Here is a 22,795-nt window from a genome sequence, read left to right as displayed (position 1 = left end):
TTGTATGGGCCATGTAGGCATGATAAGCGTAGCGCATCAGGCAATTTTTCCGTTGTCATCAATCTAAGAGCCGCAATCACGGCTCTTAACGTTTTTAATGGTAGCCCATCAACTGGGCGCCTATCACAACCACGCTGGACATAATAAACAGCAGTCCAAGCAGTGTTGCACCCACTTTTATCCAGTTACGGAAGTCCACCCGGCAAACACCGAGCGTTGCCATTAACGAAGCCGAGGTCGGGTAAATGATATGACTGAAGCCATCGCCAAACTGGAAGGCCAGCACGGTAACCTGACGGTTAACGCCGACCAGATCGCCAAGCGGTGCCAGTAACGGCATGGTTAACGCGGCCTGGCCAGAACCGGATGTCACGAAGAAATTAAATACCGCCTGGAAGAGCAGCATAAACCACGCCGCGACCGCATTATCAAGGCCGCTAATGGCATTGGCAATGCTGTTGAGGATGGTATTCAGTACGCTGGCATCACCGGCTTCGCCGTTACCTACCAGCAGCAAAATCCCTTTGGCGAAACCAACCAGCAGGGCGGGGGCTATCATCATTCGCGCGCCTTCGGTAAATGATGAAGCCATGGTGTTTACCGTCATACCATTCAGACGGAAGACAACGCCGATGATGCCAATTACCAGACCCATAGCGAAGAACTGGCTGGCAATTTCAGGAATAAACCAGGCATTGACGATAACGCCCCAAATCACCCAGATCATGACGGCGGTTAAAACAATTAATACCAGCCAGTCACCAAAGGTAAATGGGCGCTGTTCGACATCCGCCTGTTTTTCGCGGAAGAAACGATCGGACTCATGAACGCGTGACAACAGAGGATTCTTTTTCACCCGTGAGGCGTACACCATGGTGAAGACCAGGCCAATCAGAGTAGAGATTACCCATACCACGATGCGCAAACCGGAGCCAGAAAGCACCGGAACACCAGCGATCCCCTGGGCGACGACCACGCAGAACGGGTTCATCCACGAGCTGGCAAAACCGATTTGCGTAGCGATATAGGTTACCAGGACGGTGGTGATACTGTCATAACCCAGCCGTACCATGAGTGGCGCGATGATGATGGCAAAGGCGACAGCCTCTTCCCCCATGCCAAATACCGCACCGCCGAGTGAAAAGAGAATAAATAACGCCGGAATGAAAAGAATTTCATTCCCTCGTGTGTGGCGGATAAGCGCCAGGATGCCGTTATCAATAGTTCCTGTACGCATCACGATGCCAAACGCGCCGCCAATCACCAGCATAAACATGATGATGCCAACGGCGGTCCCATATTTCGAGCCAGAGGTTAGCCCTTCAAACGGGAAGTTCATCAGGCCGGGACGTTCATCGCCCGTCGAGAACAGTTGCACGCGGTGATACTCTGGTTCGCCCGCCTCGTTGGTCAGAATGCGAAATGAGTGAGGGTCTACAACCTTGCGTGTTTTTGTCTGACCATCAACCTGATATTGCACTTCCTGACTGTCAAACATTCCCACCGGAACAACCCAGGTGGCGAGGCTGGTTAAAATAGCAACAAAAAAGATAATCACCAACGTATCGGGCATTGCCCATCTTCTGGTTGGTTTGGATTCAGTGATTGCTGACATAGCGCAAATTTTCCCTTGCACAAGACAAAGTGGTAAGTATGCAAAGTGAGATGACGCAATTCATTGATGCAGCGCAGTTAAGCAAGATAATCAGAAAGGAGTAATGCAAATTAAGAGAATAAAAAACCGGAAATAGTGGCTATTTCCGGTTCTGATATCCGCAGCAGTAAGGCTGCGGATTATGACGAGATTACTGCTGCTGTGCAGACTGAATCGCAGTCAGCGCGATGGTGTAGACGATATCGTCAACCAGTGCGCCACGGGACAGGTCGTTAACCGGCTTGCGCATACCCTGCAGCATCGGCCCGATGGAGATCAGGTCGGCAGAACGCTGTACCGCTTTGTAGGTGGTGTTACCGGTGTTCAGATCCGGGAAGATGAACACGGTAGCGCGACCTGCAACCGGAGAGTTCGGCGCTTTAGATTTCGCAACGTCAGCCATTACCGCAGCGTCGTACTGCAGCGGGCCGTCGATCATCAGGTCAGGGCGTTTTTCCTGCGCCAGACGAGTTGCTTCGCGAACTTTCTCTACGTCGCTACCTGCACCAGAAGTACCGGTGGAGTAGGAGAGCATAGCCACACGCGGTTCGATACCGAAGGCTGCGGCGGAATCCGCGGACTGGATGGCGATTTCAGCCAGCTGTTCTGCGGTCGGATCCGGGTTGATCGCACAGTCACCGTAAACGTAAACCTGTTCCGGCAGCAGCATGAAGAACACGGAAGATACCAGAGAGCTACCCGGTGCAGTTTTGATCAGCTGCAGCGGCGGACGGATGGTGTTTGCGGTGGTGTGAACAGCACCGGAAACCAGACCATCAACTTCATCCTGTTCCAGCATCAGGGTACCGAGAACCACGTTGTCTTCCAGCTGTTCGCGGGCAACAGTTTCGGTCATGCCTTTGTTCTTACGCAGTTCGACCAGACGAGCAACATATTTTTCGCGAACCACTTCTGGATCAACGATTTCAATGCCTGCGCCCAGTTCTACGCCTTGAGACGCTGCAACTCGGTTGATCTCTGCCGGGTTACCCAACAGTACGCAAGTTGCGATACCACGTTCAGCACAGATGGCGGCTGCTTTAACGGTACGCGGTTCGTCGCCTTCCGGCAGAACGATACGTTTGCCCGCTTTGCGCGCCAGTTCGGTCAGCTGATAACGGAACGCAGGCGGAGACAGACGGCGGCTGCGCTCGGAAGTGGCAGTCAGAGAGTCAATCCAGTCAGCGTTGATATAGTTAGCAACGTATTCCTGAACTTTCTCGATGCGCTCGTGATCGTCAACCGGAACTTCCAGGTTGAAGCTCTGCAGGCTCAGAGAAGTCTGCCAGGTGTTGGTGTTTACCATGAATACCGGCAGGCCGGTAGCGAAAGCGCGTTCGCACAGTTTAGAAATGCGCGCGTCCATTTCGTAGCCGCCAGTCAGCAGCAGGGCGCCGATTTCTACGCCGTTCATGGCAGCAAGGCAAGCGGCAACCAGTACGTCAGGACGGTCTGCGGAAGTTACCAGCAGAGAACCTGCACGGAAGTGCTCCAGCATGTGTGGAATGCTGCGTGCACAGAAAGTTACAGATTTCACGCGGCGAGTGTTGATGTCGCCTTCGTTGATGATGGTAGCGTTCAGGTGGCGTGCCATATCGATAGCACGAGTCGCGATCAGATCAAAGCTCCACGGCACAGCGCCGAGAACCGGCAGCGGGCTGGATTCTTGCAGCTTCGCCGGATCAACATTGTTGATTTTAGCTTTGGAAGAGTCGTCGAAAATCTCGGACAGATCCGGGCGAGTACGACCCTGTTCATCAACCGGTGCGTTCAGTTTGTTAACGATAACGCCAGTGATGTTGGTGTTTTTTGCACCACCGAAGCTGTTGCGAGTCAGTTCGATACGCTCTTTCAGCTGTTCCGGGGTGTCGGTGCCCTGAGACATAACGAAGACGATTTCCGCGTTCAGCGTTTTGGCGATTTCGTAGTTCAGAGACTGGGCAAACTGGTGTTTACGTGTCGGTACCAGACCTTCAACCAGAACCACTTCAGCGTCTTTGGTGTTAGCGTGGTAGTTCGCGACGATCTCTTCCATCAGCACATCTTTTTTATTGCTGGAAAGCAGACCTTCAACGTAGCTCATTTTCAGCGGTTCGGCGGCTGTCGTGGTGGAAGAGCTCGCACGCACGATAGTCGTTGTCTGATCGGGCGCATCGCCACCGGTACGCGGCTGAGCAATAGGTTTGAAAACGCTCAGACGAACGCCTTTGCGTTCCATTGCACGGATCACGCCGAGGCTGACGCTGGTCAGACCGACGCTGGTTCCGGTAGGGATCAGCATAATAATACGGGACACGGTTTATCCTCTTTCGTTACCGCCGGTTGGCGGGTTACAAAACAGCACCGCCAGCTGGGCTGGCGGTGTGAAATCAGGCAGTCAGGCGGCTCGCGTCTTGCGCGATGACCAGTTCTTCGTTGGTTGGGATAACCACCGCAGGACGGGTACCTTCTTTGTTGATGAAACCAGATTTGCCGAAACGTGCAGCCAGGTTGCGTTCGCGATCAACTTCAAAGCCCAGCACGCCCAGTTTGCCCAGAGACAGTTCACGAACCATCGCAGCGTTTTCACCGATACCACCGGTGAATACAACAGCGTCCAGACGACCATCCATCAGCGCGGTGTATGCACCGATGTATTTCGCCAGGCGGTGGCAGTAAACGTCCATTGCGCGCTTCGCGTCTTCTTTCGTCGCGTAGTTATCTTCAACATAGCGGCAGTCGCTGGTCACTTCGGTCAGACCCAGCAGGCCAGACTCTTTGGTCAGCAGTTTGTTGATTGCATCAACGCTCATGCCGAGGGTGTCGTGCAGGTGGAAAATGATCGCCGGATCGATGTCACCAGAACGAGTACCCATTACCAGGCCTTCCAGCGGAGTCAGACCCATAGAGGTATCAACGCATTTGCCGTTACGGATAGCAGAAACGGAACCACCGTTGCCCAGGTGGCAGGTGATGATGTTCAGTTCTTCTACCGGTTTGTTCAGCATTTTTGCCGCTTCCTGAGTTACATAGAAGTGGCTGGTGCCGTGCGCGCCATAACGACGGATGCCGTGCTCTTTGTACAGGTTGTACGGCAGGGCGTAGAGGTAAGACTCTTCCGGCATAGTCTGGTGGAACGCAGTGTCGAATACCGCAACGTTTTTATCTTTCAACTGCGGGAAAGATTTCAGTGCTTCTTCGATACCGATCAGGTGAGCCGGGTTGTGCAGCGGTGCAAAAGAAGCTGCATCTTTGATACCCTGAATAACAGACTCGTCGATCACTACGGAGCTGGTATACTTCTCACCGCCGTGTACGATACGGTGACCGATAGCGGTCAGCTGCGCAGACAGTTCTGGTTTTTGTGCCAGAATAGTATTAACGATAAAGTTGAGCGCTTCGCTGTGAGCGGCGCCTGCACCTAAAGCCGCTTCTTGTTTATTGCCGTCCATTTTCCATTTGATACGTGCTTCGGGCAGGTGGAAACATTCGGCTAAACCAGAAAGGTACTCTTCACCATTCGCTGCATCGATGATTGCAAATTTCAGTGAAGAACTACCGCAGTTCAGAACCAGTACTAACTTACTCGACATGGAAGTACCTATAATTGATACGTGGCTAAAAAAACGTCAGGGAGCCATAGAGCGTAGCGCATGATGACACCGACATTTATGATTAACATCATGCACTGCAAATTTTTTTTGCATGATGGAAGAAATATCTTGAGTCTATGCCATTTTGCGTAATTTTCAGCCAATGGCATAATGTTTATGAATTTGACGACTCAATGAATATGTACTACTCGGCCATTTCAGGCTGCTAAAGGATACCTGATTGTGGGTATGGAAGACAAAATGTTTTGAACGTTGTCCCGCTGAGTTGTGAATTTGCACAAATTTTTGAATCTTTATATGTGAAGTTGAGGTGAAGCATGTCAACGCCGGATAATCGTTCTGTTAATTTTTTTAGCTTGTTTCGCCGGGGACAGCATTACTCAAAGACGTGGCCGCTGGAAAAACGCCTTGCCCCGGTCTTTGTTGAGAATCGAGTCATTAAGATGACGCGCTATGCGATCCGCTTTATGCCGCCGATCGCCGTGTTTACTCTCTGCTGGCAGATTGCGCTGGGCGGTCAGCTTGGTCCGGCAGTCGCCACGGCGTTGTTCGCCCTAAGCTTACCCATGCAGGGACTGTGGTGGCTGGGCAAGCGTTCTGTAACGCCATTACCACCTGCAATCCTCAACTGGTTTTATGAAGTTCGCGGTAAATTGCAGGAGTCTGGACAGGTGCTGGCACCTGTTGAAGGCAAGCCTGATTACCAGGCATTAGCTGACACGCTTAAGCGCGCCTTCAAACAACTGGATAAAACTTTCCTTGATGATTTGTAATTGACCCCTGATTACGCATATAAAAGAAGGCAGACATCGGCCTTCTTTTTTTTCACCGTAGTAGAGTGATACAGGAGTCAACAATGGAAATGACCAACGCGCAACGTCTTATTTTGTCTAACCAGTACAAAATGATGACTATGCTCGATCCGGCAAATGCTGAACGTTACCGTCGCCTGCAAACAATCATTGAGCGTGGTTATGGTTTACAAATGCGCGAACTGGATCGCGAGTTTGGCGAGCTGAAAGAAGAAACCTGCCGCACTATCATCGACATTATGGAGATGTATCACGCGCTGCATGTTTCCTGGTCTAATTTACAGGACCAGCAATCCATCGATGAACGTCGTGTCACCTTCCTCGGCTTTGACGCTGCCACCGAAGCACGTTATCTCGGTTATGTCCGCTTTATGGTTAACGTTGAAGGGCGTTACACCCATTTTGATGCCGGAACTCACGGCTTTAATGCCCAGACGCCAATGTGGGAGAAATATCTGCGCATGTTGAATGTCTGGCATGCCTGCCCGCGTCAGTATCACCTGAGCGCTAACGAAATTAACCAAATCATCAACGCCTGAGGAGGCCCGCGTGCGGTGTAAAGGTTTTCTGTTTGATCTGGATGGAACGCTGGTGGATTCGCTGCCCGCGGTAGAGCGGGCGTGGAGCAACTGGGCCAGACGTCATGGGCTAGCACCGGAAGATGTGCTGGCGTTTATTCATGGTAAACAGGCGATTACGTCTCTGCGCCATTTCATGATGGGCAAATCGGAGACGGAAATTGCCGCCGAGTTTACCCGTCTGGAACAAATCGAGGCTACGGAAACCGAAGGTATTACCGCACTCCCAGGGGCGATAGCTTTACTCAATCATTTGAATAAAGCGGGGATTCCGTGGGCCATTGTCACTTCTGGTTCCATGCCTGTTGCGCGAGCCCGCCACAAAGTCGCCGGACTTCCCGCGCCGGAAGTGTTTGTCACCGCAGAGCGGGTTAAACGTGGAAAACCAGAGCCGGATGCATATCTGTTAGGTGCACAACTGCTGGGCCTTGCGCCGCAGGAATGTGTGGTGGTGGAGGATGCTCCCGCTGGCGTGCTTTCAGGCCTGGCTGCGGGGTGTCATGTCATTGCGGTTAACGCACCGGCTGATACCCCGCGTCTGAATGAGGTAGATTTGGTCCTCCATAGTCTGGAACAAATTACTGTGATCAAACAGCCAAATGGTGACGTTATTATTGCGTGAAACGCCAGATCATGATTTAGCCCCGTCCCGTCGGGGCTTTTTTGTGGCAGAATCAGGCTATCCCCCTCAATTAACAAGGATACGTTGTGAACGGTGAATTGATCTGGGTTCTTTCATTACTGGCGGTTGCCATCGTCTTGTTTGCGACGGGCAGAGTGCGTATGGATGCGGTCGCTTTGTTTGTCATTGTTGCGTTTGCATTAAGCGGTACGCTGACCGTTCCTGAAGTGTTTTCCGGCTTTTCCGATCCTAACGTGGTACTGATCGCCGCCTTGTTTATTATTGGCGATGGTTTAGTCCGCACGGGTGTCGCCGCCGTAATGGGGACATGGCTGGTTAAAGTGGCAGGCAAAAGTGAAATCAAAATGTTGGTTTTGTTGATGCTGACCGTTGCGGGCCTTGGCGCGTTTATGAGTTCAACGGGCGTCGTCGCTATCTTTATCCCTGTGGTGTTAAGCGTCGCTATGCGCATGCAAACGTCGCCGTCGCGCCTGATGATGCCGTTGAGTTTTGCCGGGCTTATCAGCGGCATGATGACGCTGGTGGCAACGCCACCTAACCTGGTGATTAATAGTGAATTGCTGCGTGAAGGCTATCATGGTTTTAGTTTCTTTAGCGTAACCCCCATCGGTCTGGTCGTACTGGTGCTGGGCATCTTGTATATGTTAGTGATGCGTTTCATGCTGAAAGGGGATACCCAGACCCCGCAGCGCGAAGGCTGGACGCGTCGTACCTTTCGCGATCTTATCCGTGAATACCGACTTACCGGGCGCGCGCGTCGCCTGGCCATTCGTCCCGGTTCGCCGATGATTGGCCAGCGACTGGACGATCTCAAATTACGTGAACGTTATGGCGCTAACGTCATCGGTGTTGAACGCTGGCGGCGTTTTCGTCGCGTTATTGTGAACGTGAACGGGGTTTCTGAATTCCGGGCGCGTGACGTTTTGCTTATTGATATGTCCGCAGCTGATGTCGATCTCCGACAATTTTGCAGTGAACAATTGCTGGAGCCGATGGTGCTGCGCGGTGAGTATTTTTCCGATCAAGCCCTTGATGTCGGCATGGCGGAGATTTCATTAATTCCTGAGTCTGAGTTGATTGGTAAATCGGTGCGCGAAATTGGCTTTCGTACGCGCTACGGACTGAATGTGGTGGGCCTGAAACGCAACGGCCTGGCGCTGGAAGGTTCGCTGGCGGATGAGCCTCTGCTGCTGGGCGATATCATTCTGGTCGTCGGTAACTGGAAGCTTATCGGTATGTTGGCAAAACAGGGCCGCGACTTCGTGGCGCTGAACTTACCGGAAGAGGTGAGTGAAGCATCGCCTGCGCACAGTCAGGCACCCCATGCCATTTTCTGTCTGGTGTTGATGGTGGCTTTAATGCTGACTGATGAAATCCCTAATCCCATCGCGGCCATCATTGCCTGCCTGCTGATGGGGAAATTCCGCTGTATCGATGCTGAAAGCGCCTATAAATCCATTCACTGGCCGAGCATTATTTTGATCGTTGGGATGATGCCGTTCGCGGTGGCGCTACAGAAAACAGGCGGTGTCGCGCTGGCGGTGAAAGGGTTAATGGACATCGGCGGCGGTTACGGGCCACATATGATGCTTGGCTGTTTGTTTGTCTTGTCGGCAGTGATTGGTTTGTTTATTTCGAATACGGCAACGGCTGTGCTGATGGCGCCGATTGCGCTGGCGGCGGCTAAAACAATGGGCGTCTCGCCGTATCCATTTGCCATGGTGGTTGCGATGGCAGCATCCGCCGCCTTTATGACGCCAGTTTCCTCACCGGTTAACACGTTGGTTTTAGGGCCGGGAAATTACAGCTTTAGTGATTTTGTGAAGCTGGGAGTACCGTTCACCGTTATTGTGATGGCGGTTTGCGTGGTGATGATTCCGATGCTGTTTCCGTTTTGACGAAAGCCTGATGTCGCATCTGGCGCTTATTGCCTGATGCGACGCTGGCTCTGGCAACTTACAGCGGCGAATCCTGGCTAATTTCATCGAGCGATAGTTGGAAGCTGGGAACAAAGACCTCAATGAAGTAGTCCATCTCCTGGCTACGGCGCGCTTCAAGTGTCGCTTCCAGCCGCGTTTTTGCCAGCAAAAATTCATTATTTCCGGCTGCGAGCTCTTCCAGACATTTCAGATAGGCACAAAGTGCATCAGCCTGTTTCACCAGCGACTTTTCTTCATCGCTATACGCATTTTCATCGATTAATGGCGCGAAAATATCCCGCAACTCCTCCGGAACCATATCGACCAGCTTTTGTTGGGCGATTTTTTCAATGGCTTTGTATTCCTGAGCGATTTGCGAGTTGAAATATTTCACTGGGGTAGGGAGATCGCCGGTGAGCACTTCAGAGGCATCGTGGTACATCGCCAGCAGAGCGATGCGTTCAGCGTTGACATTTCCGCCAAACTTACGGTTTTTAATGGCAGCCAGCGCATGGGCGACCATCGCCACCTGCAAACTGTGCTCAGACACATTTTCTGTCCGTACATTGCGCATTAACGGCCAGCGGTTAATGAGTTTCAGACGGGATAGATGGGCAAAAAAATGGCTCTGCTTCATAACGACCTTGCGTGTGATGACTTCATGAGATCATTGTGGGGGGATAACACTGCCGGATGCAATCTCCGGCAGTGAATTTAAGATTACAGCTGATGATAGCCAGAAAGGAAACGAGCGAATTTACTTAATGACAGTTCGATATCATCAACGCGCGGCAGCGTAACTATGCGGAAGTGATCCGGCCACGGCCAATTAAAAGCCGTCCCCTGAACCAGCAGAACTTTTTCCTGTAACAGGAAGTCCAGCACCATCTTCTGGTCGTCGTGAATATTAAAACGTTTGGCGTCGATTTTTGGGAACATGTACAGCGCGCCGCGTGGCTTCACGCAGGAAACGCCTGGAATGTCGTTAATCAATTCCCATGCGCGATTACGCTGCTCGTAAAGACGCCCGCCTGGTAAGATAAATTCACTGATACTCTGATAGCCGCCCAATGCGGTCTGAATCGCGTGTTGTGCGGGAACGTTGGCGCAAAGTCGCATTGAGGCTAGCATTTCCAGACCTTCGATGTAGCCTTTGGCGTGTTTTTTCGGCCCGTTCAGCACCATCCAGCCCTGACGGAAGCCTGCCACACGATACGTTTTCGACAGACCGTTAAAGGTAATGGTCAGCAGGTCAGGCGCCATCGCCGCAATCGAGTGATGCTCGGCGTCGTCGTAGAGAATTTTGTCGTAAATTTCATCGGCGAAGATAATGAGATTATGCTGACGCGCAATCTCCACAATTTCCATTAAAAGCTCTTTGGAATAAACCGCGCCGGTAGGGTTGTTCGGGTTGATAATAACGATACCGCGCGTACGAGGCGTAATTTTAGCGCGAATATCATCAAGGTCCGGGAACCAGTCAGAGGACTCGTCACAAAGGTAGTGCACCGCTTTACCGCTGGAGAGCGAAACCGCCGCGGTCCATAGTGGGTAATCAGGTGCAGGAACCAACATTTCATCCCCGCTATTCAGCAAGGCCTGCATTGCCTGAACGATAAGCTCCGATACACCATTGCCGATGTAAATGTCTTCCACGGTAACATCACGCATGCCTCGCGCCTGATAGTGCTGCATGATGGCCTTACGCGCAGAGTAAAGGCCTTTTGAATCACAATAGCCCTGAGCGGTCGGGAGGTTGCGTATCACGTCAACCAGGATCTCATCAGGAGCGTCAAAACCGAACGGGGCTGGGTTGCCGATGTTCAGTTTCAATACCTTGTTACCTTCTTCTTCCAGGCGTTTTGCTTCTTTCAGCACCGGACCACGGATGTCATAACAGACATTCTCTAACTTGCTGGATTTTTCAATGGGTGACATGAATCTTGACCTTTTTTGCTGTTATCGCCACTCCCTGCCGTGGAAGTCAGCTTAGAACAATGTACTCCCCCGAGGCGGTGTTTTGAAGTTCTGCAGAACAAGATTTTGCGAGAGTAAAAGAAGGGAATGTGCTGTTAATAACTTAATAATCGTTAAATATTGAGATGCATATGCTTAATGATTTGTGTTTTGTAGTGATTTATTCCAAGTATTAATCTAATGCATAGTTTTTTGTCTGGTAGATAAATGTGCGAATTTCCTTTGATTTAAGAAATCACGAACATCTCATATTCATGATATTTTCATTATAAGTGAAACATTAACAGAGTAGTGATCGCCGAAGTGTCGTATAGGTGATGACGTGCGAAACTATTGTTAAGCGGAATTAATGAATGCAGGGTGTGCTAATTAATTATTATTTAATATTCAAAAAGGTTTTGTTGTGCTTATTAATAATAGAAGATTACTTTGCCTAACATAACATAACTTTGCATCAGATAATTCGCAATGGCCCTTATAAATAAATGGGTTTTAGGGTAAAATGCTCGCTTAAATGACGGAACCCCCACTTTTGATGCAGACAAATCATCGCCGCTTATGCGTGTTCACGCTGGGTTGGCGCCGCTTTGCTAGTAGTGGAACAAGGAACAACATTTACATTTACACAAACACTCGCATGTCATAAATAGAAAAGAGTGAGTAACTTAATAGATATGCGATTCCTGAAGATATATTCTGTGAACTACTTCAGGCATTATAACGGAACAATGTGAGTCGTTCTTATTAGTGCAACTCATATGCATTTTAACTTTCATCCAGACCTCCGGATGAAACTGCCAGGGAGGCACATTACAAATGGAATTGCTTGTTTGTGTGTGCACAGCATTAACCAGCTCAGTATGAGCCGCCAGTAAGTGATAATATATGATAAGTGCAAATCGTCCGATAATTAACCTCGACCTCGATCTGCTGAGAACATTTGTTGCTGTTGCCGATCTGAACACTTTTGCTGCCGCAGCTGCCGCCGTGTGTCGTACTCAGTCCGCTGTTAGTCAGCAAATGCAACGTCTTGAACAACTCGTTGGGAAAGAACTGTTCGCTCGGCATGGTCGTAACAAACTGTTAACTGAACATGGCATTCAGCTTCTTGGCTATGCCAGGAAGATCCTGCGTTTTAATGATGAAGCTTGCTCATCATTGATGTTCAGTAATCTTCAGGGCGTGTTAACAATCGGCGCTTCAGATGAATCTGCTGATACGATCTTACCTTTCCTGCTTAATCGCGTGAGTTCGGTTTATCCGAAACTTGCGCTAGATGTCCGCGTTAAGCGTAATGGTTATATGGCAGATATGCTGAAGTCCCAGGAAGTGGATTTAATGGTTACCACAAATCGCCCTGATACCTTTAAGGCGTTGAACCTGAGAACTTCTCCAACGCACTGGTATTGCGCTGCGGAATACGTATTGCAAAAAGGCGAGCCGATCCCTCTCGTGTTGCTGGATGATCCTAGTCCGTTCCGCGATATGGTTCTGGCAACACTCAATAAAGCGGATATTCCATGGCGTCTGGCTTATGTCGCCTCCACGTTGCCGGCGGTTCGTGCTGCCGTGAAAGCGGGATTGGGTGTAACGGCAAGGCCGGTTGAGATGATGAGTCCGGACCTGCGCGTCTTGAGTGCTGTGGACGGTTTACCACCACTGCCAGATACCGAATATTTGCTCTGCTATGATCCGTCCAGCGGTAATGAACTGGCCCAGGTGATATACCAGGCAATGGAGAGTTATCAGAATCCATGGCAGTTCAGCACGATAGGTGCCCATGAAGGGGATGATTCTCTGTTAATTGAAGGCGATTACGAATAATTGTCTGGTACCAGATAACCACATTTGTAAAAACAAGCCACTGATGTTTTTTTGAACGTTAGTGGCTTTTTTTTACAATAAATGATAACGACTTTTCCTGATATTGAACAAAAGTGTTCATTTTTCAATCGACCTCCATTCTCTATACGCGCGAACAAAAAATCGCCGGATAAAAATCTCCTGCTACAATGATGTTAAAAAATACGTGAACTTGTTGCTGTATTTTTGTTATGGATTAACAAAAGCGTGTCACAGATCAAGAAAATACTCTCTTTTAGGGGGAGGAATCGGCACAAATTCCTGTCAAAATAGACCCGTATTTTTTCCATTGCTTCACAACGGACACGATTCAACAACATCTAATTTTCCTGGAGTCGTCAATGATCTGGGATGAAGAGCATTAAATGCAAGAGTTGTTGGTATTATGTAAATTAATGTGAAGAAACTTTTGTTAAAGTTGACAAAAGGTTATAGAAAGGGGTAAAAGACCACATCAATTCACTGTATAAAATTGTTACTACAGTAGTTGTAAGGTTTTTTTTATTCCTCCCCATGAATCGATGTGGCGTCCATCTGCCGTGAAGAGCAGTGAATCTGGCGCTACTTTTGATGAGTAAGCAATGAGTATGTCAACATCCACTGAAGTCATCGCTCATCACTGGGCATTCGCTATCTTTCTTATCGTTGCCATTGGCCTGTGTTGCCTGATGCTGGTAGGCGGTTGGTTTTTAGGCGGTCGCGCACGCGCGAGGTCGAAAAACGTTCCGTTTGAATCCGGTATCGACTCGGTCGGCTCCGCCCGCTTACGCCTGTCCGCCAAGTTTTATCTGGTGGCCATGTTCTTCGTTATCTTCGACGTTGAAGCGCTGTATCTGTTCGCATGGTCAACCTCAATCCGCGAAAGCGGCTGGGTAGGCTTTGTGGAAGCTGCAATTTTTATTTTTGTGTTACTGGCAGGTCTGGTTTATCTGGTGCGTATTGGCGCGCTGGACTGGACGCCCGCGCGTTCACGCCGCGAGCGTATGAACCCGGAAACGAACAGTATCGCTAATCGTCAACGCTAACCGCGAGGCATTAAGATGGATTATACGCTCACCCGCATAGATCCCAACGGTGAGAACGACCGTTACCCCCTGCAAAAGCAGGAGATCGTAACCGACCCTCTCGAGCAAGAAGTTAACAAAAACGTGTTTATGGGCAAGCTCAATGACATGGTTAACTGGGGTCGTAAAAACTCAATTTGGCCGTATAACTTCGGTCTTTCCTGCTGTTACGTTGAGATGGTGACTTCGTTTACCGCGGTGCATGACGTGGCGCGTTTTGGCGCAGAAGTATTGCGTGCTTCGCCGCGTCAGGCTGACCTGATGGTGGTGGCAGGAACCTGCTTTACCAAAATGGCACCGGTTATTCAGCGTCTGTATGACCAGATGCTGGAACCAAAATGGGTTATCTCAATGGGTGCCTGTGCCAACTCCGGCGGTATGTACGATATTTATTCCGTTGTGCAGGGCGTCGATAAATTCATCCCGGTTGATGTGTATATCCCGGGCTGCCCGCCGCGTCCTGAAGCGTACATGCAGGCACTGATGCTGTTGCAGGAATCTATCGGTAAAGAACGTCGTCCGCTCTCCTGGGTGGTTGGCGATCAGGGCGTTTATCGCGCCAATATGCAATCAGAGCGCGAACGCAAGCGCGGTGAACGCATTGCCGTAACCAACCTGCGTACACCTGACGAGATTTAATTTGCGCCTGTCGGCAAAGGGATTTTTCTTCGCTTATTCCTAAATCTATTTCGCGAAGCTTACTGCGCCGACAGTCACCACGGACCATTTGCAATGGTGAACAATATGACCGACTTAACCGCGCAAGAACCCGCCTGGCAGACCCGCGATCATCTTGATGATCCGGTGATTGGCGAACTGCGCAACCGTTTTGGGCCGGATGCCTTTACTGTTCAGGCGACTCGCACCGGGGTTGCCGTTGTGTGGATCAAGCGTGAACAATTACTGGAAGTGGGCGATTTCTTAAAGAAACTGCCGAAACCTTACGTCATGCTGTTTGACTTACACGGCATGGACGAACGTCTGCGCACACACCGCGAAGGGTTACCCGCCGCGGATTTTTCCGTTTTCTACCATCTGATTTCTATCGATCGTAACCGCGACATCATGCTGAAGGTGGCGCTGGCAGAAAACGACCTGCACGTACCGACCTTTACCAAACTGTTCCCGAACGCTAACTGGTATGAGCGTGAAACCTGGGATCTGTTTGGCATTACTTTCGACGGTCACCCGAACCTGCGCCGCATCATGATGCCGCAAACCTGGAAAGGTCACCCGCTGCGTAAAGATTACCCGGCGCGCGCTACCGAATTCTCGCCGTTTGAGCTGACCAAAGCCAAACAGGATCTGGAGATGGAAGCCCTGACCTTCAAGCCGGAAGAGTGGGGGATGAAGCGCGGCACCGAAAACGAGGACTTCATGTTCCTCAACCTCGGCCCGAACCACCCGTCGGCGCACGGGGCTTTCCGTATCGTTTTGCAACTCGATGGTGAAGAGATTGTCGACTGCGTACCAGACATCGGCTACCACCACCGTGGTGCGGAGAAAATGGGCGAGCGCCAGTCCTGGCACAGCTACATTCCGTATACCGACCGTATCGAATACCTCGGCGGCTGTGTTAACGAAATGCCTTACGTACTGGCGGTAGAGAAACTGGCCGGGATCACCGTGCCGGATCGCGTTAACGTCATTCGCGTAATGCTTTCCGAACTGTTCCGTATTAATAGCCACCTGCTGTACATCTCCACCTTTATTCAGGACGTCGGCGCGATGACGCCCGTGTTCTTCGCCTTTACCGATCGTCAGAAAATTTACGATCTGGTGGAAGCGATTACTGGTTTCCGTATGCACCCGGCATGGTTCCGTATCGGCGGCGTAGCGCATGACCTGCCGCGAGGCTGGGATCGCCTGCTGCGTGAGTTCCTTGACTGGATGCCGAAACGTCTGGCTTCTTACGAGAAAGCCGCGCTGCGTAACACCATCCTGATTGGCCGTTCCAAAGGCGTTGCTGCTTATGGCGCGAAAGAGGCGCTGGAGTGGGGCACCACCGGTGCTGGCCTGCGTGCCACCGGGATCGACTTCGACGTGCGTAAGGCGCGTCCTTATTCTGGCTATGAAAACTTCGACTTTGAAATCCCGGTTGGTGGTGGTGTTTCTGACTGCTACACCCGCGTAATGCTTAAAGTGGAAGAGCTGCGCCAGAGTCTGCGCATTCTTGAGCAGTGCCTCAACAACATGCCGGAAGGCCCGTTCAAAGCGGATCACCCGCTGACCACGCCGCCGCCGAAAGAGCGCACGCTGCAACATATCGAAACCCTGATCACCCACTTCCTGCAAGTGTCGTGGGGGCCAGTGATGCCTGCCAATGAATCCTTCCAGATGATTGAGGCGACCAAAGGGATCAACAGTTACTACCTGACCAGCGACGGTAGCACCATGAGTTATCGCACTCGTATCCGCACGCCGAGTTATGCGCATTTGCAGCAAATTCCGGCGGCGATCCGCGGCAGCCTGGTGTCTGACCTGATTGTTTATCTGGGCAGTATCGATTTTGTTATGTCAGATGTGGACCGCTAATTATGCACGAGAATCAACAACCACAAACCGAGGCTTTTGAGCTGAGTGCGGCAGAGCGTGAAGCGATTGAGCACGAGATGCACCACTACGAAGACCCGCGTGCGGCGTCCATTGAAGCGCTGAAAATCGTTCAGAAGCAGCGTGGCTGGGTGCCGGATGGCGCGATCCACGCGATCGCCGATGTGCTGGGTATTCCGGCGAGCGACGTCGAAGGTGTGGCAACGTTCTACAGCCAGATCTTCCGTCAGCCAGTAGGCCGCCATGTGATCCGTTATTGCGACAGCGTGGTCTGTCACATCAATGGTTACCAGGGCATTCAGGCGGCGCTCGAGAAAAAGCTGAACATCAAACCAGGGCAAACGACATTTGATGGCCGCTTTACGCTGCTGCCAACCTGCTGCCTGGGGAACTGTGATAAAGGGCCAAACATGATGATCGATGAGGATACTCACGCGCATCTGACCCCGGAAGCGATCCCTGAACTGCTGGAGCGGTATAAATGAAAAACATTATCCGTACTCCCGAAACGCATCCGCTGACCTGGCGTCTGCGCGATGACAAACAGCCAGTGTGGCTGGACGAATATCGCAGCAAAAACGGTTACGAAGGCGCGCGTAAGGCGCTGACTGGGCTGTCTCCGGACGAAATCGTTAATCAGGTTAAAGACTCTGGTCTGAAAGGGCGCGGCGGCGCGGGCTTTTCGACTGGCCTTAAGTGGAGCCTGATGCCGAAAGACGAATCCATGAACATCCGTTACCTGCTGTGTAACGCCGATGAAATGGAGCCGGGCACCTATAAAGACCGCCTGCTGATGGAGCAACTGCCGCACCTGCTGGTGGAAGGTATGCTCATCTCCGCGTTTGCGCTGAAAGCTTACCGTGGCTACATCTTCCTGCGTGGCGAGTATATCGAAGCGGCAGTGAATCTGCGTCGTGCCATTGCCGAAGCCACCGAAGCAGGGCTGCTTGGCAAAAACATTATGGGAACAGGTTTCGATTTCGAACTGTTCGTCCATACCGGGGCAGGGCGCTACATCTGCGGCGAAGAAACAGCGTTAATCAACTCCCTGGAAGGGCGTCGTGCTAACCCGCGTTCAAAGCCGCCATTCCCGGCAACCTCCGGTGCATGGGGCAAACCGACCTGCGTTAACAACGTTGAAACTCTGTGTAACGTTCCGGCGATCCTCGCTAACGGCGTGGAGTGGTATCAGAACATCTCGAAAAGTAAAGATGCTGGCACCAAGCTGATGGGCTTCTCCGGTCGGGTGAAAAATCCGGGTCTGTGGGAACTGCCGTTCGGTACTACTGCGCGTGAAATCCTTGAAGATTACGCCGGTGGAATGCGTGATGGCCTGAAATTCAAAGCCTGGCAGCCAGGTGGCGCGGGCACCGACTTCCTGACCGAAGCGCACCTTGACCTGCCGATGGAATTCGAAAGTATCGGTAAAGCGGGAAGCCGTCTGGGTACGGCGCTGGCGATGGCGGTTGACCATGAGATCAACATGGTGTCGCTGGTGCGTAACCTGGAAGAGTTTTTCGCCCGTGAGTCCTGCGGCTGGTGTACGCCGTGCCGCGACGGTCTACCGTGGAGCGTGAAAATTCTGCGTGCGCTGGAGCGTGGCGAAGGTCAGCCGGGCGATATCGAAACACTTGAGCAACTGTGTCGATTCTTAGGCCCGGGTAAAACTTTCTGTGCCCACGCACCTGGTGCAGTGGAGCCGTTACAGAGCGCCATCAAATATTTCCGCGAAGAATTTGAGGCGGGAATCAAACAGCCGTTCAGCAATACCCATTTGATTAATGGGATTCAGCCGAACCTGCTGAAAGAGCGCTGGTAACCGAATTTCGATTAACGCTCGGTCCCTGACCGAGAAAACTGGAAGCATGCTAATGGCTACAATTCATGTAGACGGCAAAGAATACGAGGTCAACGGAGCGGACAACCTGCTGGAAGCTTGTCTGTCTCTGGGCCTTGATATTCCTTACTTTTGCTGGCATCCGGCGCTGGGAAGCGTCGGTGCTTGCCGCCAGTGTGCGGTGAAGCAATACCAAAACGCGGAAGACACGCGTGGTCGCCTGGTGATGTCCTGTATGACACCGGCTTCCGATGGCACCTTTATTTCCATTGACGACGAAGAAGCGAAACAGTTCCGTGAAAGTGTGGTCGAGTGGTTGATGACCAACCACCCGCACGACTGTCCGGTATGTGAAGAGGGCGGTAACTGCCATCTTCAGGATATGACCGTGATGACCGGGCATACCTTCCGTCGCTACCGTTTCACCAAACGTACCCACCGTAATCAGGATTTGGGGCCATTCATCTCTCACGAAATGAACCGCTGCATCGCCTGCTACCGCTGCGTGCGTTACTACAAAGATTACGCTGACGGTACAGATCTGGGCGTTTACGGTGCGCACGACAACGTATACTTCGGTCGCCCGGAAGACGGCACGCTGGAAAGCGAATTTTCCGGTAATCTGGTCGAAATTTGCCCGACCGGCGTATTTACCGACAAAACGCACTCCGAGCGTTACAACCGTAAATGGGATATGCAGTTTGCGCCGAGCATCTGCCAGCAATGTTCCATCGGCTGTAACATCAGCCCCGGCGAGCGTTATGGCGAACTGCGTCGTATCGAAAACCGTTACAACGGTACGGTAAACCACTACTTCCTCTGCGACCGTGGTCGTTTCGGTTACGGCTACGTCAACCTGAAAGATCGTCCGCGTCAGCCAGTACAGCGTCGTGGCGATGATTTCATTACCCTCAACGCCGAACAGGCAATGCAGGGCGCAGCAGATATTCTGCGTCAGTCGAAGAAAGTGATCGGCATCGGTTCTCCGCGAGCCAGCGTGGAAAGTAACTTTGCGCTGCGTGAGCTGGTGGGTAAAGAAAACTTCTATACCGGTATCGCTCACGGTGAGCAGGAACGTCTGCAACTGGCGCTGAAAGTGCTGCGTGAAGGCGGCATTTATACGCCGGCACTGCGCGAAATCGAATCTTATGATGCGGTACTGGTGCTGGGCGAAGACGTTACCCAGACCGGCGCGCGCGTCGCGCTGGCAGTTCGTCAGGCGGTGAAAGGTAAAGCGCGCGAAATGGCGGCAGCACAGAAAGTGGCTGACTGGCAGATTGCGGCAATTCTTAACATCGGCCAACGTGCGAAGCATCCGCTGTTTGTTACCAACGTTGATGACACCCGTCTGGATGATATCGCGGCGTGGACTTACCGCGCACCGGTTGAAGATCAGGCGCGTTTAGGTTTTGCCATCGCCCATGCGCTGGATAACTCCGCGCCAGCGGTTGACGGTATTGAGCCTGAGCTGCAAAGCAAAATCGACGTCATCGTGCAGGCACTGGCTGGTGCGAAGAAACCGTTGATTATCTCCGGGACGAACGCCGGTAGCTTAGAGGTGATTCAGGCTGCGGCTAACGTCGCGAAAGCCCTGAAAGGTCGCGGCGCTGACGTCGGTATTACCATGATTGCCCGTTCCGTCAACAGCATGGGGCTGGGCATTATGGGCGGCGGTTCGCTTGAAGAAGCGTTAACCGAACTGGAAACCGGACGCGCCGACGCGGTGGTGGTGCTGGAAAACGATCTGCATCGTCACGCTTCCGCTACCCGCGTGAATGCTGCGCTGGCTAAAGCGCCGCTGGTGATGGTGGTTGACCATCAACGCACAGCGATCATGGAAAACGCCCATCTGGTGCTTTCCGCTGCCAGCTTTGCTGAAAGCGACGGTACGGTAATTAATAACGAAGGCCGCGCCCAACGTTTCTTCCAGGTTTACGACCCGTCCTATTACGACAGCAAAACTGTGATGCTGGAAAGCTGGCGCTGGCTGCACTCGTTGCACAGCACCTTGCTGAGCCGTGAAGTGGACTGGACGCAGCTCGACCACGTGATTGACGCCGTTGTGGCGAAAATCCCGGAACTGGCAGGTATCAAAGATGCTGCGCCGGATGCGACATTCCGCATTCGTGGGCAGAAACTGGCCCGTGAGCCGCACCGTTACAGCGGTCGTACCGCCATGCGCGCCAATATCAGCGTTCATGAGCCGCGTCAGCCGCAGGATATCGACACCATGTTCACCTTCTCGATGGAAGGTAACAACCAGCCAACCGCGCACCGTTCACAAGTGCCGTTTGCCTGGGCGCCGGGCTGGAACTCCCCGCAGGCGTGGAACAAATTCCAGGACGAAGTGGGCGGCAAACTGCGCTTTGGCGATCCCGGCGTGCGTCTGTTTGAAACCAGCGAAAATGGTCTGGATTACTTCACCAGCGTACCGGCACGCTTCCAGCCGCAGGACGGGAAATGGCGTATCGCGCCGTACTACCACCTGTTTGGCAGCGATGAATTGTCACAGCGTGCTCCGGTCTTCCAGAGCCGTATGCCGCAGCCGTACATCAAACTCAACCCGGCAGATGCCGCGAAGTTGGGCGTGAATGCGGGGACACGCGTCTCCTTTAGCTACGATGGCAACACGGTCACGCTGCCGGTTGAAATTGCCGAAGGGCTGACGGCAGGGCAGGTGGGCTTGCCGATGGGGATGTCCGGCATTGCTCCGGTGCTGGCTGGCGCGCATCTTGAGGATCTCAAGGAGGCACAACAATGAGTTGGTTATCACCGGAACTGATTGAGATCCTGCTGACCATCCTCAAAGCGGTGGTGATCCTGCTGGTGGTTGTCACCTGCGGGGCATTCATGAGCTTTGGCGAACGTCGCCTGCTGGGTCTGTTCCAGAACCGTTACGGACCTAACCGTGTTGGCTGGGGCGGTTCGCTCCAGCTGGTCGCGGACATGATCAAAATGTTCTTTAAAGAAGACTGGATCCCGAAATTCTCGGATCGCGTCATCTTTACCCTGGCACCGATGATTGCCTTTACCTCGCTGCTGCTGGCCTTTGCAATTGTGCCAGTCAGTCCGGGTTGGGTGGTTGCCGACCTGAACATCGGGATTTTGTTCTTCCTGATGATGGCAGGTCTGGCGGTTTACGCGGTGCTGTTTGCGGGCTGGTCAAGTAACAACAAATACTCGCTGCTGGGTGCGATGCGTGCTTCTGCGCAGACCCTGAGCTACGAAGTGTTCCTCGGGCTTTCCCTGATGGGCGTGGTGGCGCAGGCCGGTTCATTCAACATGACCGACATCGTCAACAGCCAGGCGCATGTGTGGAACGTCATCCCGCAATTCTTTGGTTTTATTACCTTTGCCATCGCGGGCGTGGCGGTGTGTCACCGTCACCCGTTTGACCAGCCGGAAGCCGAGCAGGAACTGGCAGATGGTTACCACATTGAATATTCCGGTATGAAGTTCGGTCTGTTCTTCGTGGGTGAATACATCGGGATTGTGACCATCTCTGCACTGATGGTGACGCTGTTCTTCGGTGGCTGGCAAGGCCCGTTGTTACCGCCATTCATCTGGTTCGCGCTGAAAACCGCGTTCTTTATGATGATGTTCATTTTGATTCGTGCGTCGTTACCACGTCCGCGTTATGACCAGGTAATGTCCTTCGGCTGGAAAATCTGCCTGCCGCTGACGCTGATCAACTTGCTGGTAACGGCGGCTGTCATTCTCTGGCAGGCGCAATAAGGGGCAATAAGACCATGACCTTAAAAGAATTGTTAGTAGGTTTCGGCACCCAGGTTCGTAGCATCTGGATGATCGGCCTGCACGCGTTCGCCAAACGCGAAACGCGAATGTACCCGGAAGAGCCGGTCTATCTGCCGCCCCGTTATCGTGGTCGTATCGTTCTGACCCGCGACCCGGACGGCGAAGAGCGTTGCGTAGCCTGTAACCTCTGCGCGGTAGCCTGCCCGGTTGGCTGTATCTCGCTGCAAAAAGCAGAAACCAAAGACGGTCGCTGGTATCCGGAATTTTTCCGCATCAACTTCTCACGCTGCATTTTCTGTGGTCTGTGCGAAGAAGCCTGTCCGACCACGGCGATTCAGTTAACCCCGGATTTCGAAATGGGGGAATACAAGCGCCAGGATCTGGTTTACGAGAAAGAGGATCTGCTGATCTCCGGTCCGGGCAAATACCCGGAATATAACTTCTACCGGATGGCAGGTATGGCAATCGACGGCAAAGATAAGGGCGAAGCAGAGAACGAAGCCAAGCCTATCGACGTCAAGAGCCTGTTACCGTAAGGAGAGGGGC

Annotated in this window: 18 protein-coding genes; 13 read left to right on the top strand and 5 right to left on the bottom strand. The window is 52.2% G+C overall.

Going from position 1 to position 22,795, the window contains the following annotated elements:
- Positions 1 to 94: 94 nt before the first annotated feature.
- The 3 genes from yfcC to ackA all read right to left on the bottom strand — a co-directional run bounded on the left by yfcC (position 95) and on the right by ackA (position 5,226).
- Positions 95 to 1,615: a putative basic amino acid antiporter YfcC gene (gene yfcC, locus FEM44_RS01670; RefSeq protein WP_130207232.1), complete on the bottom strand. Its 1,521-nt coding sequence runs from the start codon at positions 1,613 to 1,615 to the stop codon at positions 95 to 97.
- Positions 1,616 to 1,805: 190 nt separating this feature from the next.
- Entirely contained in the window at positions 1,806 to 3,950 is a 2,145-nt protein-coding gene (gene pta, locus FEM44_RS01665) for a phosphate acetyltransferase (protein WP_130207230.1), read from the bottom strand.
- Between the two features lie 73 nt (positions 3,951 to 4,023).
- Positions 4,024 to 5,226 carry an acetate kinase gene (gene ackA / locus FEM44_RS01660; RefSeq protein ID WP_130207228.1) on the bottom strand — a complete coding sequence of 401 codons (1,203 nt, stop codon included), beginning with the start codon at positions 5,224 to 5,226 and terminating at the stop codon, positions 4,024 to 4,026.
- A 338-nt stretch (positions 5,227 to 5,564) separates the two neighbouring features.
- Here ackA and yfbV point away from each other — a divergent pair, with 338 nt between their 5' ends.
- The 4 genes from yfbV to FEM44_RS01640 all read left to right on the top strand — a co-directional run bounded on the left by yfbV (position 5,565) and on the right by FEM44_RS01640 (position 9,178).
- A complete protein-coding gene (gene yfbV / locus FEM44_RS01655) occupies positions 5,565 to 6,020 on the top strand; it encodes a terminus macrodomain insulation protein YfbV (RefSeq protein WP_000106627.1) in 456 nt (151 codons plus the stop codon).
- A gap of 83 nt (positions 6,021 to 6,103) precedes the next feature.
- The gene (locus tag FEM44_RS01650) at positions 6,104 to 6,598 is read left to right on the top strand and encodes a YfbU family protein (RefSeq protein WP_064526599.1); all 495 of its coding nucleotides are present in this window, start codon (positions 6,104 to 6,106) and stop codon (positions 6,596 to 6,598) included.
- Positions 6,599 to 6,608: 10 nt separating this feature from the next.
- On the top strand, positions 6,609 to 7,259 hold the full coding sequence (gene hxpA, locus FEM44_RS01645) for a hexitol phosphatase HxpA (protein ID WP_135521754.1): 651 nt from the start codon (positions 6,609 to 6,611) through the stop codon (positions 7,257 to 7,259).
- Positions 7,260 to 7,345: 86 nt separating this feature from the next.
- The gene (locus tag FEM44_RS01640) at positions 7,346 to 9,178 is read left to right on the top strand and encodes an SLC13 family permease (protein ID WP_135521756.1); all 1,833 of its coding nucleotides are present in this window, start codon (positions 7,346 to 7,348) and stop codon (positions 9,176 to 9,178) included.
- A 58-nt stretch (positions 9,179 to 9,236) separates the two neighbouring features.
- Here the strand turns inward: FEM44_RS01640 and yfbR are convergent, their stop codons facing one another.
- On the bottom strand, positions 9,237 to 9,836 hold the full coding sequence (yfbR, locus tag FEM44_RS01635; RefSeq protein ID WP_130207221.1) for a 5'-deoxynucleotidase: 600 nt from the start codon (positions 9,834 to 9,836) through the stop codon (positions 9,237 to 9,239).
- 83 nt (positions 9,837 to 9,919) lie between these two features.
- A complete protein-coding gene (alaA, locus tag FEM44_RS01630; RefSeq protein ID WP_064526608.1) occupies positions 9,920 to 11,137 on the bottom strand; it encodes an alanine transaminase AlaA in 1,218 nt (405 codons plus the stop codon).
- Between the two features lie 924 nt (positions 11,138 to 12,061).
- Here alaA and lrhA point away from each other — a divergent pair.
- From lrhA to nuoI, 9 genes are all read left to right on the top strand, one after another.
- On the top strand, positions 12,062 to 13,000 hold the full coding sequence (lrhA, locus tag FEM44_RS01625; RefSeq protein ID WP_135521758.1) for a transcriptional regulator LrhA: 939 nt from the start codon (positions 12,062 to 12,064) through the stop codon (positions 12,998 to 13,000).
- Positions 13,001 to 13,620: 620 nt separating this feature from the next.
- The gene (gene nuoA, locus FEM44_RS01620) at positions 13,621 to 14,064 is read left to right on the top strand and encodes an NADH-quinone oxidoreductase subunit NuoA (protein WP_000062997.1); all 444 of its coding nucleotides are present in this window, start codon (positions 13,621 to 13,623) and stop codon (positions 14,062 to 14,064) included.
- Between the two features lie 15 nt (positions 14,065 to 14,079).
- Positions 14,080 to 14,742 (top strand): NADH-quinone oxidoreductase subunit NuoB, encoded by a 663-nt coding sequence (nuoB, locus tag FEM44_RS01615; protein ID WP_000386733.1) that lies wholly within the window; start codon positions 14,080 to 14,082, stop codon positions 14,740 to 14,742.
- Between the two features lie 93 nt (positions 14,743 to 14,835).
- Positions 14,836 to 16,638, top strand: a complete 1,803-nt coding sequence (nuoC, locus tag FEM44_RS01610; protein ID WP_135521760.1) for an NADH-quinone oxidoreductase subunit C/D — start codon at positions 14,836 to 14,838, stop codon at positions 16,636 to 16,638.
- Positions 16,639 to 16,640: 2 nt separating this feature from the next.
- Positions 16,641 to 17,141 (top strand): NADH-quinone oxidoreductase subunit NuoE, encoded by a 501-nt coding sequence (gene nuoE, locus FEM44_RS01605; protein ID WP_000545042.1) that lies wholly within the window; start codon positions 16,641 to 16,643, stop codon positions 17,139 to 17,141.
- Positions 17,138 to 18,475, top strand: a complete 1,338-nt coding sequence (gene nuoF / locus FEM44_RS01600; RefSeq protein ID WP_000789507.1) for an NADH-quinone oxidoreductase subunit NuoF — start codon at positions 17,138 to 17,140, stop codon at positions 18,473 to 18,475. The genes nuoE and nuoF overlap by 4 nt, the downstream gene beginning before the upstream one ends.
- A gap of 52 nt (positions 18,476 to 18,527) precedes the next feature.
- Positions 18,528 to 21,254, top strand: a complete 2,727-nt coding sequence (gene nuoG / locus FEM44_RS01595) for an NADH-quinone oxidoreductase subunit NuoG (protein WP_135521762.1) — start codon at positions 18,528 to 18,530, stop codon at positions 21,252 to 21,254.
- Positions 21,251 to 22,228 carry an NADH-quinone oxidoreductase subunit NuoH gene (gene nuoH, locus FEM44_RS01590; RefSeq protein ID WP_000118685.1) on the top strand — a complete coding sequence of 326 codons (978 nt, stop codon included), beginning with the start codon at positions 21,251 to 21,253 and terminating at the stop codon, positions 22,226 to 22,228. The genes nuoG and nuoH overlap by 4 nt, the downstream gene beginning before the upstream one ends.
- A gap of 14 nt (positions 22,229 to 22,242) precedes the next feature.
- Positions 22,243 to 22,785, top strand: coding sequence for an NADH-quinone oxidoreductase subunit NuoI (gene nuoI, locus FEM44_RS01585; RefSeq protein WP_000172749.1), 543 nt, complete (start codon positions 22,243 to 22,245; stop codon positions 22,783 to 22,785).
- Positions 22,786 to 22,795 lie beyond the last annotated feature (10 nt).

Source organism: Escherichia sp. E4742, from assembly GCF_005843885.1.
Classification (GTDB): Bacteria; Pseudomonadota; Gammaproteobacteria; order Enterobacterales; family Enterobacteriaceae; genus Escherichia.
This window is presented reverse-complemented; position numbering and strand designations above follow the sequence as displayed.

What these genes read in the sequence shown, in the direction of transcription:
- yfcC (WP_130207232.1), bottom strand. Translation starts at nt 1,615, where the DNA reads ATGTCAGCAATCACTGAATCCAAACCAACCAGAAGATGGGCAATGCCC.
- ackA (WP_130207228.1), bottom strand. Translation starts at nt 5,226, where the DNA reads ATGTCGAGTAAGTTAGTACTGGTTCTGAACTGCGGTAGTTCTTCACTG.
- yfbV (WP_000106627.1), top strand. Translation starts at nt 5,565, where the DNA reads ATGTCAACGCCGGATAATCGTTCTGTTAATTTTTTTAGCTTGTTTCGC.
- FEM44_RS01650 (WP_064526599.1), top strand. Translation starts at nt 6,104, where the DNA reads ATGGAAATGACCAACGCGCAACGTCTTATTTTGTCTAACCAGTACAAA.
- yfbR (WP_130207221.1), bottom strand. Translation starts at nt 9,836, where the DNA reads ATGAAGCAGAGCCATTTTTTTGCCCATCTATCCCGTCTGAAACTCATT.
- alaA (WP_064526608.1), bottom strand. Translation starts at nt 11,137, where the DNA reads ATGTCACCCATTGAAAAATCCAGCAAGTTAGAGAATGTCTGTTATGAC.
- lrhA (WP_135521758.1), top strand. Translation starts at nt 12,062, where the DNA reads ATGATAAGTGCAAATCGTCCGATAATTAACCTCGACCTCGATCTGCTG.
- nuoA (WP_000062997.1), top strand. Translation starts at nt 13,621, where the DNA reads ATGAGTATGTCAACATCCACTGAAGTCATCGCTCATCACTGGGCATTC.
- nuoB (WP_000386733.1), top strand. Translation starts at nt 14,080, where the DNA reads ATGGATTATACGCTCACCCGCATAGATCCCAACGGTGAGAACGACCGT.
- nuoC (WP_135521760.1), top strand. Translation starts at nt 14,836, where the DNA reads ATGGTGAACAATATGACCGACTTAACCGCGCAAGAACCCGCCTGGCAG.
- nuoE (WP_000545042.1), top strand. Translation starts at nt 16,641, where the DNA reads ATGCACGAGAATCAACAACCACAAACCGAGGCTTTTGAGCTGAGTGCG.
- nuoF (WP_000789507.1), top strand. Translation starts at nt 17,138, where the DNA reads ATGAAAAACATTATCCGTACTCCCGAAACGCATCCGCTGACCTGGCGT.
- nuoG (WP_135521762.1), top strand. Translation starts at nt 18,528, where the DNA reads ATGGCTACAATTCATGTAGACGGCAAAGAATACGAGGTCAACGGAGCG.
- nuoH (WP_000118685.1), top strand. Translation starts at nt 21,251, where the DNA reads ATGAGTTGGTTATCACCGGAACTGATTGAGATCCTGCTGACCATCCTC.
- nuoI (WP_000172749.1), top strand. Translation starts at nt 22,243, where the DNA reads ATGACCTTAAAAGAATTGTTAGTAGGTTTCGGCACCCAGGTTCGTAGC.